Source organism: Dyadobacter pollutisoli (assembly GCF_026625565.1).
Lineage (GTDB): Bacteria > Bacteroidota > Bacteroidia > Cytophagales > Spirosomataceae > Dyadobacter > Dyadobacter pollutisoli.
The window spans coordinates 6682481-6697497 of record NZ_CP112998.1 but is presented as its reverse complement, the minus strand read 5'-3'; the positions used below and the strand labels follow the sequence as shown (position 1 = coordinate 6697497).

Sequence of the window (15017 nt, the reverse complement as noted above, 5' to 3'; positions counted from 1 at the left end):
CCTCCGGCCGGTCACACAAGCAGTAACATTATTGCTTAAATGACCGGCCGGAGGCCTGCGAATATCCGGCACGAAGGAAACCTTCGTACTAGTCTTGCATTTATTTCTTCACCTCAAACAACGCAATCGTATAATCGAGCAATGAAGTATTCCCAATCTTTCCGTGCCCAGGAATGACAACTTGCGTGTCGGGATATTTTGATTTTATTTTGGAGACCGTCGCCGTCCAGGCGTTGACATTAGCATCAGCCAGATTCCCTTTTGTCGCATTCAATTCTTTGATCAGACAGCCGCCAAACATTGCCTTCTCGCTTGGGAAATAGCCAATGACATTGTCACGCGTATGACCTTCACCATTGAATTCCGCAATCACTTTCCGCTCGCCCACTTTCAGTTCTAGCAGATCATTAAAGCCTTTCTGTGGGACCGGAAATTTCGCATTTGCAGCAGATGCGATCGTTTTATTGGTTGCATAGGAAAGTATCCCACGCTTGTGGAATGCATTCAAACCGGCAACGCAATCTTCATGAAAGTGCGTAGCGATAACCGCCTTCACTTTGCATTTTAAGGTATTTTCGACCCAATCGATCACCGCAGCCGAAGTGGAATCGTCGACGGGGGTGTCAAAAATAATCGCTTCCCCTTTATCAAAAACGATCATTCCATTGCAAGGCACCCGGCCGTAAGTTTCTGATTTGAAATAGCTAACGTGCCTGAAAACATGGCTTTTAACTTTCTCGATAATGAGATTGTTTGTTTCGAGGCCCTTGTCAGGATCTTGCGCAGAAGCAAAACCCGAAATGAGCATTAGAAAGCAAATGAAGTGTTGCCTGATCATAAAATTTGTTTGGAGTGATGACTAATCGCCTATGTAACTTTTAACGCAAGATAAGGCAATTTTGTGTGCGCATTTAATTCATAAAACAGACTTTGCCACGTTTTTTTTATACCTTTTCCCAAGAGAACCCTTAGTAACTTCTTATGGAACCAAACGAACTTCTGGCGAAGCTTCCCGTGGCATTTGCCGAACCCGAACTGAGGCAGGAAATGAGCCGGCATGGCAAGTATTTGGTCGTCGGGAAAGGTGATACCATTGTCCGCGAAGGGCAGTATCTCGATTTTTTACCGATCGTACTCAAAGGCGAGATCAGGGTTTTTCAGCAAAAAGAAGACCGGGAAATCCTGTTGTATTATGTGCGGGCCGGCCAAACCTGCATGATGTCGCTTTCCGCAGCGTATTTCAGCAATACCAGTGTTTCGTACGGTGTTGCGACGGAGCCGTCCGAGATCTTCGTTTTCCCTACCCGAATGGTCAGTGAATGGCAGCTCAAATATCCATCATGGAATTCGTTCCTGATCCAGACATTCCGAAGCCGGTATGAAGAGTTGCTCGGCTCGTTTGAGAGCGTTGCCTTCGACCCGATCGAAAAGCGGGTAATGACGTATCTGGCCAACCGGTCACGGCAGGAAAGCACTACTAAAATAGTAATCTCACATCAGCAGCTGGCCTACGAGCTGGGAACGACCCGGGTGGTCATTTCAAGGATATTGAAAGGCTTCGAACAGCATGGTAAGCTCAACCTTTTCAGAGGATATATCCGGTTAAAATAAATTTTGGGGTTGTGTATCTTTTGATACCGTCGTGAGCCGGTAGTGCGGATTATTTTTGCGTCACACAAAAATATATCACGATGAAAAGATCATTCATTGCCACGTATTTATTTATTAACCATTTAAAACTTTAAAAGCTATGAAAACGCTACATTGCCGCGATGCGGGATTTGATTGTGAAGGTGTTATTAAAGCCCCCACCGACGAAGAAGTACTAACTCTGGCCGCAGCGCACGCTCTTGAAGCCCACGGCGTACAGGTCACCTCCGAGCTTGCAGGACAGCTGCAAACGCTGATCAAAGACGAAAACTAACCGGCTTCCGTACCCGCAGCACTCGGTTCATCCAAGGAAAAGCTTAGTAACATTAATTCAAATTCCGGCAGGCTGGCGCTTTATGTGTCAGCCTGTTTTTTTGTACCTTACCATGAATTAAACCAAAACAGCAATGGAAATCCTCGGTAAAATCCTCGTAGGCCTCGTCGCTCTCGAACACTTCTACATCATGTATCTCGAAATGTTCGCCTGGGAAACCAAAGGCAAAGAAGTATTCAAAGGCTCCCTGGCACCGGAATTGTTCAAGCCCACGAAAACGCTGGCCGCCAATCAGGGACTTTATAACGGATTTTTAGCCGCAGGCCTGATCTGGACATTTTTCATCGAGGAGCACCATTGGAGATTCCACGTTGCCATTTTCTTTCTCACCTGTGTGATTGTGGCTGGAATTTACGGGGCTGTTACCGCCAGCAAAAAGATCTTTTACGTACAAGCGCTACCGGCGATTGTGGCGTTGGTGGTTTTGCATTTTTGAGGTAAATAGCACATAGTCGGATTTTTTTATTCTGGCCGAAAGGTTAAATTTGTTAAAAGCAAAAACACTATCTCATGAAACTGGCAGGTATCAAAACCGAATACACACCAAAAGGTAACGTAAAGCGCATAACCATTAATGCCAGCGCAAAAACCGAGCTCGTAGAAGATCTTATAGACACCATACTTTACGAGGAACGCAAGGATGGAGAATTTGTATCCCAAGACGAAGCCATGGAGTTTTTGCGGAAAAATGGCAAGGTAAAATGAGTTATACCATTTGCAATGTCCCCATACCACCACCCATTCCTAACCTTCCTCCAATCTCACCGCCAAATCCCAGCCGGCGACCTGCAAACCATCTCGGAACACCTCGCATTCCGCAAAGTTGAGAACAAAGTAACACTCCTCGAACAAGGTCGCGTCGCCAGTGAGCTATTCTTTATCTGCAAAGGCATTTTGAAAATTGTTACCAATAACGAGAGAGGAAATGCAGTAACCCAGTTCTTCCTCAAAGAAAACCAATTCTGCACCATTCTACACAGTTTCGAAAATGGCGTTCCCGCGCATGAAAGCATTGTAACGGCCATCGAATGCGAACTAGTGGTGATACCCAAGCAAAAACTCCTCGCACTTTTTGAAGCGCTTCCTTATCTCAAAGAATTGATCATGAGCATCATGCATCGGGCGTTGCTTGACAAAATCGCCATTCGCAATGCATATATGGGCGAAGATGCTTCTTCCCGGTACGAAACATTCCGCACACGCCAGCCCGAAATTGCGCTCCGCGTTCCCCTCAGCGATGTTGCTTCTTACCTAGGCATTACGCAACAATCCCTAAGCCGCATCCGCAAAAATGTGCGTTGAAACGCTTTTTACCATTTGTTAAATACTCCCGGAAAGACACATTCTACCTTTGTTTTCGTGATCCACAACATTAAAAATCGAAAACAATGGAACAGAAATCAGAGCCTTTGCAAAACAAAAAAATCGTCATTATCGGAGGAAGTGCGGGAATTGGATTTGCCGTCGCGCAGGCCGTCGCAGCTAAACAGGCGCATGTCGTAATCGTATCCAGCAACCAGGAGCGAGTTAACAAAGCCCTCGAAACATTACCCGAAAACAGTGCGGGATATGCAGTCGACGTCACGAACGAAACGCAGATTCAACAACTGTTTGAAACCATCGGGCCATTTGATCACCTGGTGTATACTGCTGGCGAAAATCTGATGCTCGGTAATGTCAGCGATACCGACGTGGCAGGAGCCCGCAAGTTTTGGGATATCCGTTATTGGGGTGCCTTCGCTGCCGTGAAACATGCTTCGACGACTATCAATCCTGGCGGCTCGATGGTACTCACGAGCGGTATCGCAAGCAACCGACCCAATGCAGGCTGGGCTCTGGGCGCGAGCATCTGTGCCGCCATGGAAGGTTTCACACGCGCCATGGCAATGGAACTGGCTCCGGTCCGCGTCAACATCGTTTCTCCCGGCGTAGTAACTACCGATTTGTGGAGTAATATGCCTGTCAGCGAGCGTGATGGATTTTATGCTTCTGTGGCCGGGTCGCTTCCTGTGAAGCATGTGGGGCAGGCGGAGGAGATTGCGCGGGCTTACGTGTATCTGATGGAGCAGACTTTTGGTACCGGGCAGACAGTGGTTGTGGATGGTGGGGGTGTGTTGGTTTGACGGGAAGATTAGTGAGGATGAGATGAGCATACTTGTCATGCTGAGCGCCCTTTTATTGTCATGCTGAGCGCAGTCGAAGCACGCCACTGGTAGGTACAACAATTTTTTGCATAGTACTCCTGCCCTTCGACTCCGCTCAGGCTGACAAAGGGCAGCAAAAAGAATAACAATGCCCTACTTCTCCAAACCCTTCTCGCGCCAATGCGTCCCATTCACGCATTTCGCCAAATCCTTCAAAGCCTCCCAATTATCCCTAATAATCGCCTCCTTTTTCTTCCTGCTCCAACCCTTAACCTGCTTCTCAAAGGCAATCGCCTTATCAACGTATTTGAATTCAAAAGCAAAGGCAAGCTCAACAGGCCGCCTGGACGCGGTGTAACATTCAGGATTAAAACCTGAATTATGTTCGGCAAGTCGGCGGTCGAGGTTGTTGGTTATGCCGGTGTAATAGCTATCATCCGCGCATTTTAGGATGTAGACAAAATAGGTTTTAGTATGCATTGGCTGCGTCGTTTTTTATTAGACGCACCAATGCAAAAAAGTAACAGTTTTCATTAACAATAAAGGCTCTCGCCTAACCAACTTTTGTCATGCTGAGCGCACCGGGCCGCCGGGCAGTCGAAGTACATGCACAACGCTATCAAGCAAAGAAACTCGCTCTCTCCATTACCCCTGGCTGCCAGCTGCTGTCTCTTCTTCTTAATGCTTTTGAAACGGTGAGGGCTTCTTGCAGGCGTTCTTCGGGGTTACTCATGAGGTCCTGGCTGTGAAAGTATTGGCCGATGATTTCCCATTCGAAAATGTCGGTTTTGGAGTCGTAGATGCCGATGGGAATGCGGTTGCCGTCGGTCATGAGGGTGCCTAGCACGTATTGCGCTTCTTCCTCCGACGAGCAGCCCACGTGTTGGTACTGGCCTTTCAACGTATAAAGTACTGAGTAACGGTTTGTTGTAAACTCCTGAGACTGGCTCTTCGACTTGTCCTGTTTTGTGTGTTTTTGTATTTGTATCATGGTAATTTCTGTTTTCAATGCCCCGTGTTTCTGTGTGGGGCTTTTCTGTGGTATTAAAATAGTTATGGAATGAGGGGAATATTTACAGTTCTTTGAATGTCTTCTATTGCCTTCAATTTGGTTAACGTGGATTGGTTGTCAATAGTTTACTGGAATTTAAGGAAGATGGAAAGTTCTTCTGATAGGGAAGGTGTTTGTTGGGATAGTGCAATTAATTGTTTTATCTGGTACCGGAAATAGATCGGCGTCTGCGGCATCAAGCGATGGGATATGAGAACAATTTAGATGAAGGGTAAATAGATTCTAGGTATGTTTTTGGTAGGAGCTTCTTTTTAACTAAGTATGGATCCAGAATGTATTATATTAGACTGATTGCTCTTCGTGGCTAAGTGAATGTTATCAAGTTTAGACTAATTTTACAGCTACCAATACCCGAAATACGATGGCAGCAGCTAATCAAATAAAGAACTTAATAAAATCATTTGGGGAGAGCGACGATAGTCGCTTCTTCACAACCGCATTACAAATCGCTGCTACTGAGGCTAGACAGGGGCATAACCTCTTTGCCCAAGAGTTGAAGGCTATTATAGATAAAGCTAAGAAAGAGCGCTCCACATCAACCATTGAAGGGAAGTCAGTTCAATTGTCTCTGCCAAAAAGGGAATTGCAGGAGCTGATCGAGGTCTTTGTTCCTAGAATAAAACTAAATGATCTAGTTTTAGATAATAATGTTAGCGCGCATCTCGAGAAGTTAATAGAAGAGCAGCAGAGGTGGGAAATTTTGAAAAAACACAATCTTGAACCTACTAGAAAACTTTTGTTGACTGGCCCTCCTGGAACTGGTAAGACAATGACTGCTCAGGCGATAGCAGGAGAGCTTGGATTAGCAGTTTACATTATTCGGCTGGATGGATTAATGTCCAAATTTCTAGGTGAATCTATTAGCAAGCTACGACTCATTTTTGACGCAATGATTGATCATCGTGCCGTGTACCTGTTTGATGAATTTGATTCAATTGGTTCTCATAGAAATCAAGGACAAGACATTGGCGAAGTAAAGAGAGTTTTGAATAGTTTCTTAATTAACATCGAGAAAGACAAAAGTAATAGCATTATTATAGCCGCCACTAACATGCCAGAGAGCCTAGATACAGCTTTATTTAGAAGATTCGACGAAATTGTATCTTATCCGTTACCAAACGAGGCTCAAATTCAGGAGGTTATTAGTAAAAATATGAGCTCTTATTCTTTCAATAGAAGGATCAATTACAAGGAAATATCGAAGATTGCTAGCGGAATGAATTATTCTGAATTAACAAAAGCATGTCGGGAAGTAATTAAAAATATGGTCTTAAAGGGAAAAGAAAATTTAGACCTTGATTTTTTCAAAACTATCCTAAAAAAGCGCAAAGAAGCCAATGGCTAATATTGAACCGAAGCCCCATGTCTATCTAGGAAATAAATACAGTACCGCCCTACCTTATAAATATCCCACAACTGTTGTTGGTCCATCCTTAGAGGTGAAAAACCAAACTAGGGCAATTCATGGACAAGCGTTGATTAGGCAGCTCAATTCATTTAGAGAGCAGTTTAGAATTAACGCGGAGTTAGACTTACCTCCTGAAATAGTTCGAGACGATGTTATTTACATTGAATTTACGTCTGAGTGGGGCTATGCTTTGCAATTTGAGAGTTTGGATCAGGATACAACAAGGACATATGATTTTCAGCTCTTAACTACAAGGGTAGAGAAAGGTATTGTAAACGGGAATGAGATGACCAGATTTCACGCGACAGTACTAGTCAAACAAGGGGCAATAAGTGCTTTTATTAGAAAAATCGAACAATATCTGGTTGAGAATATTTTCAAAAAAGATCCGGATACTGATGAAAAAATTGATACAGGCAACCCAAAAAATTATAAGCTAGTAAATAATATTAGCTCAATAAGGCTGGCAACTTTGAGGTCTTTCTGGGCTGATGAACCTGAAATACCATTTCCGAACACAAATGACAGCATTTGGTGGGAAGTATGGTTTAGGAAAAGTTCTAATGACCGCGAAAATATTGGCAGAGCATTAAATAATTTGGAAGCTGTCGGTTGTATAATCGGACGTTCGGAATTAGTTCTGACCGAGCACAGAGTACGTCTTGTCAAAGCGACCATTGGTCAGTTGACTCAATCACTTCTTTTTCTTGATAGCCTAGCTGAACTGAGAAAACCCCAGGAAGTGGCAGATTTCATCAGTCATAGGAATGTAAATAATATTGATCGAAAAGAGTATTTAGAGGATTTAATACAACGCACCGAAATATCCGATGATCTATTACCGGTTTTAGTATGCATACTGGATAGTGGAGTCAATAACCAGCATCCGGTACTAAGTCAATTGATGCCAGATGAGTTTTTATATACCTATAATGAAGCATGGGGAGTTGGTGATGGAGCTGGAAACGGCGGACATGGGACCGCCGTCGCGGCGCTGGCCATTTATGGGGATTTCGTAGACGCACTGTCAAATGCAGCAAGCATTGTGGTTAGACATTCGGTGGAATCATACAAAATATATCAGGATAATGATGCGAATGATCCAGATCTGTATGCTGCTATAACAGAGGGAGCAGTCAATACACCTCTCATTGATCGACCAGAAAATCAGAGAGTATATTGCTTAACGGTAACAGATAAAACCCTTGCATTTAGAGGCAGGCCATCTGCTTGGTCCGCAGCAATTGACAAAATAGTTTTAGGTTTATCCTTTGACCCGTTTTATCCTCAGATCATGGTGATAAGTAGCGGAAATGTATCACTACAAAGACATGAGGACTATCCAGGAGTAAATCGCGATGAATCTATTCACGATCCTGCGCAGGCATACAACGCAATTGCGGTTGGCGCTTATACTCGGAAGGATCGAATCGATGCCGCTACTGGTCTCACTGCGTTAGCGCCGAATGGTGGAATGTCACCTTGTAATTCAACTTCCTTAAACTGGGAAACGCAATGGCCAAATAAACCGGATGTAGTATTTGAAGGGGGTAATTCGTCTACGGATGGAACGAGCGTTTCCGACCATGATTCGTTAAAGCTCTTTTCAGCAGACTCCGAATATCCCAATTATGTTTTTCGTCCATTTGGAGATACTAGCGCCTCAGCGGCGCTCGCCGCAAAGATGATTGCTGAATTGCGATCATCTTTTCCAGATCTCTGGCCGGAAACAATCAGAGCATTATTGATTCATTCGGCAAATTGGACTACAATTATGGCCGATCCCCAAGCTATTAGAAGATTTAACGAAACCCAAAAAAGGGAATTGCTGAGAACATTTGGCTACGGAGTTCCGAATTTAGAACGAGCTTTAAATAGCGCTACCAATAGTGTGACCTTGATTGCGGAGCGAGAGATAAAACCATTTAAAAGGGTTGGACAGACTGTCTCTTTTGATGAATATCACCTTTACACACTACCATGGCCGGCGGATGTACTGCGAGATTTGGGCGAAGCGGATGCGACATTAATAATAACCCTATCATATTATATTGAACCGAATCCCGGAGGAAAGAGATACTTAAAAAACTATCATTATCATTCTCATGGTTTAGATTTTGCGGTTATAAAGGCCGGCGAACCAGTAAGGATTTTTGAAAGAAGGGTTTCCGCCGTGACTGAGATTCCAAACGATGAGAGGAATGGAATAGGTGAACCCTGGACGATTGGAAGATTAGGTTCTAAAGGCTCAATTCGTAAAGATTATATTACAATGTCAGCCGTAGAAATGTCTGAAAGAAACATTATCGCAATTTTTCCCAAAAACGGTTGGTATCGTACTCGGAAAAAATTGAAAAGATTTGATTCGAGAGTTCGGTATAGTCTGATAGTTACAATAGAAACTCCTGAAATGGATATATATACGCCTGTAAGTAATCGTATTAGTAATGAGGTTCCCGCAACTCCTGCTTAATAGTAAGTTATGGATTCTAATATTCCTCTTGCCAATTAGATAACTGCTAATGAGAAAGCTTTTTAAGAAGATTTGCAATTAGCATATTATGATTCCAAACAGTTTCTTTAAGTAACATACGATGCCAAAATTTTTAATTCCTAACGAAGACAGAGTAATTATTGCAACACCAACTGGAAGAAGGGGAGCAATCAAAAAGGATGCGTTTAATAGATTTAATGAGAGTATCCTTGGATTAGGAACGATAGGAATGAAATCAATTCCACTGAACGCTCTCAGTGTAATATTTGATCTGGAAGGCTTTACAAATTTTTGTAAACAAATAGACCCGCAACTAGCAGTACCCGAATATCTGAGTCAATTTCTTAATTGGATTTTTGAGCAGGTCAAGACAGAACTTGTTGAGGAGGAGCGAAACGAAGGGTTTCTAACCTGGTCAGAATTACCCATTTTGTCAAAATACCTTGGGGACGGCCTGCTTTTTCTTTGGAACACGGAAATGATGAACGAGACACAAATTGCGAATGTGATAGTATCTATGTTAGAGATCTGCCAAAATTATGTCAAAGAATTTTTGCCGAAGATGTCAAAAATAGTAGTTTCACCTCCGGCAAAATTGAGGTGTGGTATTGCGAGAGGAATCGTTTATAGTGTTGGAGATGGAAATGATTTCGTTGGCCCATGTATCAATATGTCTGCTAGGCTCCAGAAGCTTCATTCGCTAACTTTTTGCTTCTCGCGAAGAGGGTTAGATCCAAAAGCCTTATCTGCTAGCTATGCAAAAGATTTTGTCGTCAAAAAGGTCGATATACGAGGTATCGGTGGTGATGAGTTAGTCTGTATTTTAAAAAATGAATATGACAAATTGACACCGGAAGAAAAGAAAGGATTTCTTAAAATTTAAGCTTTCGACAAAACAAATTTGTATTAAAATAGATATTTATAGACGGCCTTTTTGCAAAATGCTTTTTAAATAAGCTAGTCCTACCCCGCCGTACTAACGAGCAGCTCCCGAATATCCACCTTCAACCAAACCGAAATTTCATAAAGCATCTCCAAAGAAGGCTGTGAGTCATTGGTACACCAGCGAGACACGGTTGATTGCGCCTTACCCAGCGCATGAGCGAGATCCTTGCTGGTTTTACCCTTTTCGTATAGTACTAACTTTAATCTGTTAAGGCGCATAAATAGCGACGACTGCATTTTTTATGCTATCTAACGCTATTTCTGAACTTAATCAATTTTCAAAAAAGGTGTTCAAATTTAGTAAAGTATTGTTTTACATCATATTTATTACTTAATTTGCTATGTAATTTAGGTAAAACAATAACTATGACACACAAAGAAAAAATTTCAAAATCCGGCGAAAAGCAGCTAAAAATCTGCTCAAAGTACTACCAGCGGGAAAATTTCAGGGCTGTGTTTTTCCCGGAGATCAGGCTTGCCGGGAAGTGGCTGCAAGATTTGGGTTTTGAATGTGGGGAGGAGGTAATGGTAAAGTTTTCGGAAAAGAAATTGGAGATTACTTTGGTTCCGCCGGTTGTTATTGAAATGGTGCCGGTTAGAAAACGGCGGGGTTCGAGGAAAGTGGGGTTTGTTCCGTTTGATGAAAGGTAGTGTTGTTCTTGGGTTGCCAGAGATCTTGTCCATCAATCAGTTTTTAGCTTTTCCTGTCGCCTGCCTCCGGTTCTTTGTTCTTTTGTCTTGATACAAAAAGAACCGCGCGGCGTCCGCCAAAAAAATCAAGGCGAAAAAAAGCTTCTGCGCTCGTGCCCTACGCACCCCCCGCTTTTTCGCCGGGCCTACGCACCTTATAAGTGAAGTTAGCGCATGACTTTTGCATTTAAATGTCTGAAAGTTTTCTCTGAACGTGAATATTCCCTTCTTTTAACTTTGCGCGTTTGGTCGGCAAAAAAGCGGGGTGTGCGTGAGATAGAGCGTGGAAGCATTTTTTTGCCTTGACTTTTTGGCGGACGCCGCGCGGTTACTTCTTTGTGTCAAGACAAAAAGTAAGGCAAAGAGAAAGTGGAATAAGCAAAAAACTAATTCACAAGCCAGAACAGCCAAAAGCTAACTAATAACCCCTTTGTCGCATTTGCCCCTTGGAATAGACGGATTGGCACCGCTTTTGTTGGTTGAGGTTTTCTGAACTTGCATCATCAAATAGAAAATCAACCTTTTAACTTTCAAACATTATGAGACGGATCATCATTAACGAACATATCAGTATTGACGGCGTAATACAAGGACCCGGCGGACCTGACGAGGACACATCTGGCGGCTTTGAGCTGGGCGGATGGAGCGCTAAATATGGGGACGAAATATCAGGAAAATCTATGATGGATGCCATGGCGGAGGACTACGATCTGCTGCTGGGCCGCGTTACCTTCGACATTTGGGAGCCATATTGGCCGAATCAATCGGGGCCGATCGGGGACAAATTCAATAAGATCAAAAAGTATGTCGCCACGCAAACGCGGACTGAGTCCAATTGGGAAGGAACCGTTTTGTTGAACGGCGACACCATTGAACAGGTAAAAGCATTGAAAGCCAGCGACGGGCCCGACTTACATATGTGGGGTAGCGCGGATTTTATCCAATCTCTTTTTGAAAATGGCCTGGTCGACAAGATGAATCTTTGGATTTATCCGGTCGTATTGGGCAAAGGAAAAAGGCTTTTCGCCGGAGGTACCATGCCGGGAGGTTTTAAATTGGTAAAGCATGCCGTGGCTTCTACCGGGCTGATTTGTGCGAGTTATGAAGCGAATGGGGAGGTGCTGACTGGGAATGCTGGGGAGGAGTAGCGTTTTGATCGGGAATTGGTGGAAAAATACCAATCCATTTCATTAGCTCCGGCGAGGTTTCCTGATGTTGCGAGGGAGCCCCGCCGGGCTTGCAGGCATGTAATAACATAATTTACTAAACAAACTGCTCCTGATTAATTCAGGAACGGCGCATTTGACATTTGATCCAGAAAAGTACGAAGACTACTCGGATGTACGATTAACATATAGGCCAAACCAAACAATGCGCCCCACATATGTACATCATGCGCAATGTTGCTTTGGTTGTTTTTGCTCTGGTAATAAGAATAACCTAGGTAACCCACTGCAAAAAGAATGAAATAGATAGGGATAATGAATTTGATGTAAATAACCGACCACGGTGAAAACAGCACTAACGCGAACATGACAGCTGAAACAGCCCCACTGGCTCCAACCGCAACGTAGTCGGGGTTATGCTTATGTTGCTGATAAGACGGCAAGCTCGACAGCAATATCGCTACGAGATAGAAAATTACATATTCGCCTTCGGACAGAATGCCTCTCTCCAGCTCGGTTCCAAAGAAATAAAGCGTCAGCATATTAAAAAGCAGATGCCCCAGATCCGCGTGAATGAATGCGTGACTAATCAACCTGTATCGCTGACTGGGGTCATTGTTGATTTTCTCCGGTACCAGGCACAGTTTATCAAAAGCGTCCCTGTTAGACAGGCAGTACAGCGAAAGGACCACATTGAGCCCAATTATTCCAAGTGTAATCAATTTTCGGGTGCTTCAGGTTCGGGATCTGAGGTTGTTTTGGCAACTAATGCAGGTGCTTTCTTGGAAAACAAACCCAATATCCTGTTTTTCAATGCACCGAAAATTGCTATGAGCGCAAAAATAACCAGCTTGATATTTTTGAGCAGAAGTGCAAAAAGTCCGACTTTGGCCAGCAACTTACCTGCCACAAGTCCGCCGATGGTGTAAGCCGCAACCTTGTCTATTTCAGGATCAAAATCCGTGTACCTGCTTCCCTCCTTAAATTGCGCGATATGAATAATGTCGGGAACATGCTTTTTAATGTCACCGATCTGGCTCAGCGAACCAACTGCATTTAAACTTAATACGCCTTTTCGTCCCAATATGCGAACATCGTAGTTTAGTGTGGTGTCAGCATCTTCTCCGAATTTTATCGATTTGGCCCAGTGAAGTATATTATTCTTCTTATCATAAAAAGGTTTCGCGGCCCAACCTGTGATGTGGACGGCTGAATATCCTTCTTTGACGCGCGCCGCATTTGTTTCCTCCTCTTCGCCTTGCAGTTCTTCCATCATTTCATCGTAATCAATGTCCTCCGCATCTTCGTCTTTAACAAAACCGGAATTTTCGTAAGTAACAACAAACGCCCAAGCACTCTCATCGACAATTGAATAATCCTGCTTGACAATCATCCCTAGCAGACCCTCCGAACGCGGATTTCCCCAAAAATCGAAAACAACATATTCCGCATCGGCCTTGCTCATGAATTTGTAGCCGGCCGGGACGGTTAATTTCACATCTGAATTAATGTGCACATTGCCGGTCTGATACTTAATGGCTTTATCCCGGTCGAGGATTTTTTGAATTGCTGCGGCTTGTTCGACAGAGGAAGTGTCGGCATTTTGCGCAAACGAACATTGAAACAAAGCCAAAAGGCTGAGTACAAGTAACAGTTTTTTCATTTTTGATGGAGAAGGTAAAATAATAATATTTAATAGGGCAATATAATAAAAAGGTGATTGGCCGGTGTAGCGTTTGTCAAATTCGGTTACATAAATTTTTCAAGCGAAACGTTTTTTTATTTTAGTGGTGAGTTTAGGAAAAACAATAAGTCCGGCGAAAGATGGTAATTTAGCTTTCCATGAAACCCTATTTAGCACTATGAAAACACTTCTTCTCGCATTGTCCCTGGCCCTATCCTTCTGGGCCTCCGCGCAGGATAAAAACACCATCTCAATTGGCAAGATAGATAGCATTCAATCCAAAATACTGGGTGAGAACCGGAAGGTATGGGTGCATGTACCTAATGGTGGCGTTGATGGGTTGTATGGCAAAACGCGCTATCCTGTTGTGTACTTGTTGGACGGCGAGGGTCATTTTGCTTCTGTAGTGGGCATGATCCAGCAGCTGAGCTCGGTGAATGGCAATGACATTTGTCCCGAAATGATCGTAGTTGGGATCCCGAATACGGACCGCACCAGGGACCTGACACCAACTCACATTAGCTCCGACCCGCCGTTTATGGACACCACATTTTCTAAAAAAACTGGCGGAGGCACTAATTTTCTTTCTTTCATCCAAAAAGAACTCATCCCTCACATCGACTCATTGTACCCGACGCAGCCTTATAAAATGCTGATCGGACATTCATTCGGTGGTCTGGCCGTGATGAACTCGCTGATCAATCGCCCCAAACTTTTTAATTCCTACATCTGCATTGATCCCAGCATGTGGTACGACCACATGAATTTTTTAAAAACCACCAAAAAGGCGCTCAGCGGACAAAAATTTTCTGGGACTTCGCTATACCTGGGCATTGCCAATACGATGAGCGAAGGAATGACGCTCGCCAAACTATCGAAAGATACTACCGCCATGAACGGCCACATCCGCTCGATATTTGAGCTGGACAAACACGCGAAGGCTAATCCGCAAAACGGTTTGAGATATAAAAGCAAATACTATCCCGACGACACCCACAGTTCGGCACCGCTGATTACCGAATACGATGCCCTCCGGTTTATCTTCGACTATTATCCATTGAAGCTAACTGATAAGGATTTTGATGACAGCACCGTGGCTCTGGCCGACAAGTACCTTAAACATTATGCCTTTGTATCTAACCAAATGGGCTACAAAGTGGCACCGCCCGAAAGCGCGATCAATGCAATGGGTTACCAGGCCCTCGGGAGCAAACACTTCAAGAAAGCCGAGAGCCTGTTCAAACTCAATGTCGCCAACTATCCCGGCAGCGGCAATGTCTATGATTCTTATGGGGATTATTTTGTGGCCAAAAAGGATAAAATTAATGCGATCGCACAGTTTGAAAAGGCGCTTTCAGTAGCCGACAATGCGGATACACGGAAAAAGCTGGAAGAACTTCGAAAATCTACGGCGAAATGATGCCAAGAAT

18 protein-coding genes are annotated in these 15017 nt (G+C 43.8%); 12 read left to right on the top strand and 6 right to left on the bottom strand.

From position 1 onward, the window contains the following. Window positions 1–100: 100 nt before the first annotated feature. The gene (bla, locus tag ON006_RS27800) at window positions 101–838 is read right to left on the bottom strand and encodes a subclass B1 metallo-beta-lactamase (protein ID WP_244821453.1); all 738 of its coding nucleotides are present in this window, start codon (window positions 836–838) and stop codon (window positions 101–103) included. A 143-nt stretch (window positions 839–981) separates the two neighbouring features. On the opposite strand from bla, the gene ON006_RS27795 reads away from it, so the two are divergent. From ON006_RS27795 to ON006_RS27770, 6 genes are all read left to right on the top strand, one after another. Beyond that, on the top strand, window positions 982–1611 hold the full coding sequence (locus ON006_RS27795) for a Crp/Fnr family transcriptional regulator (RefSeq protein ID WP_244821452.1): 630 nt from the start codon (window positions 982–984) through the stop codon (window positions 1609–1611). Between the two features lie 139 nt (window positions 1612–1750). Next, window positions 1751–1924 carry a DUF1059 domain-containing protein gene (locus ON006_RS27790; protein WP_244821451.1) on the top strand — a complete coding sequence of 58 codons (174 nt, stop codon included), beginning with the start codon at window positions 1751–1753 and terminating at the stop codon, window positions 1922–1924. A gap of 133 nt (window positions 1925–2057) precedes the next feature. After that, window positions 2058–2420 carry a DUF1304 domain-containing protein gene (locus tag ON006_RS27785; RefSeq protein WP_244821450.1) on the top strand — a complete coding sequence of 121 codons (363 nt, stop codon included), beginning with the start codon at window positions 2058–2060 and terminating at the stop codon, window positions 2418–2420. Between the two features lie 74 nt (window positions 2421–2494). Then, window positions 2495–2689 carry a hypothetical protein gene (locus tag ON006_RS27780; protein ID WP_244821449.1) on the top strand — a complete coding sequence of 65 codons (195 nt, stop codon included), beginning with the start codon at window positions 2495–2497 and terminating at the stop codon, window positions 2687–2689. A gap of 15 nt (window positions 2690–2704) precedes the next feature. Continuing rightward, on the top strand, window positions 2705–3286 hold the full coding sequence (locus ON006_RS27775; RefSeq protein ID WP_244821448.1) for a Crp/Fnr family transcriptional regulator: 582 nt from the start codon (window positions 2705–2707) through the stop codon (window positions 3284–3286). Between the two features lie 86 nt (window positions 3287–3372). Continuing rightward, on the top strand, window positions 3373–4107 hold the full coding sequence (locus ON006_RS27770) for an SDR family oxidoreductase (protein WP_244821447.1): 735 nt from the start codon (window positions 3373–3375) through the stop codon (window positions 4105–4107). Window positions 4108–4281: 174 nt separating this feature from the next. Here ON006_RS27770 and ON006_RS27765 read toward each other — a convergent pair whose 3' ends face one another. Together ON006_RS27765 and ON006_RS27760 are read right to left on the bottom strand one after the other, a co-directional pair. After that, a complete protein-coding gene (locus tag ON006_RS27765; protein ID WP_244821446.1) occupies window positions 4282–4608 on the bottom strand; it encodes a GIY-YIG nuclease family protein in 327 nt (108 codons plus the stop codon). A gap of 139 nt (window positions 4609–4747) precedes the next feature. Then, a complete protein-coding gene (locus ON006_RS27760) occupies window positions 4748–5119 on the bottom strand; it encodes a hypothetical protein (RefSeq protein ID WP_244821445.1) in 372 nt (123 codons plus the stop codon). A gap of 442 nt (window positions 5120–5561) precedes the next feature. Here ON006_RS27760 and ON006_RS27755 point away from each other — a divergent pair, with 442 nt between their 5' ends. The 3 genes from ON006_RS27755 to ON006_RS27745 all read left to right on the top strand — a co-directional run bounded on the left by ON006_RS27755 (window position 5562) and on the right by ON006_RS27745 (window position 9985). Then, entirely contained in the window at window positions 5562–6545 is a 984-nt protein-coding gene (locus ON006_RS27755) for an AAA family ATPase (RefSeq protein ID WP_244821444.1), read from the top strand. Beyond that, window positions 6538–9081, top strand: a complete 2544-nt coding sequence (locus ON006_RS27750; RefSeq protein ID WP_244821443.1) for a S8 family peptidase — start codon at window positions 6538–6540, stop codon at window positions 9079–9081. Before ON006_RS27755 ends, ON006_RS27750 begins: the two co-directional genes overlap by 8 nt. Window positions 9082–9202: 121 nt before the next feature. Continuing rightward, on the top strand, window positions 9203–9985 hold the full coding sequence (locus tag ON006_RS27745; protein WP_244821442.1) for a hypothetical protein: 783 nt from the start codon (window positions 9203–9205) through the stop codon (window positions 9983–9985). An 80-nt stretch (window positions 9986–10065) separates the two neighbouring features. Here the strand turns inward: ON006_RS27745 and ON006_RS27740 are convergent, their stop codons facing one another. Beyond that, entirely contained in the window at window positions 10066–10284 is a 219-nt protein-coding gene (locus ON006_RS27740; protein WP_244821441.1) for a helix-turn-helix transcriptional regulator, read from the bottom strand. 129 nt (window positions 10285–10413) lie between these two features. Between ON006_RS27740 and ON006_RS27735 the strand changes: the two genes are divergently transcribed. Continuing rightward, entirely contained in the window at window positions 10414–10698 is a 285-nt protein-coding gene (locus ON006_RS27735) for a SymE family type I addiction module toxin (RefSeq protein ID WP_244821440.1), read from the top strand. Between the two features lie 578 nt (window positions 10699–11276). Beyond that, the gene (locus ON006_RS27730) at window positions 11277–11885 is read left to right on the top strand and encodes a dihydrofolate reductase family protein (RefSeq protein ID WP_244821439.1); all 609 of its coding nucleotides are present in this window, start codon (window positions 11277–11279) and stop codon (window positions 11883–11885) included. A gap of 134 nt (window positions 11886–12019) precedes the next feature. Here the strand turns inward: ON006_RS27730 and ON006_RS27725 are convergent, their stop codons facing one another. After that, complete coding sequence (locus ON006_RS27725; RefSeq protein WP_244821438.1) at window positions 12020–12625, bottom strand: rhomboid family intramembrane serine protease; 606 nt, start codon at window positions 12623–12625, stop codon at window positions 12020–12022. Continuing rightward, window positions 12622–13566, bottom strand: coding sequence for a DUF2167 domain-containing protein (locus tag ON006_RS27720; protein ID WP_244821437.1), 945 nt, complete (start codon window positions 13564–13566; stop codon window positions 12622–12624). Before ON006_RS27720 ends, ON006_RS27725 begins: the two co-directional genes overlap by 4 nt. Before the next feature lie 199 nt (window positions 13567–13765). Between ON006_RS27720 and ON006_RS27715 the strand changes: the two genes are divergently transcribed. Then, entirely contained in the window at window positions 13766–15007 is a 1242-nt protein-coding gene (locus ON006_RS27715) for an alpha/beta hydrolase-fold protein (RefSeq protein ID WP_244821436.1), read from the top strand. Window positions 15008–15017: the final 10 nt, after the last annotated feature.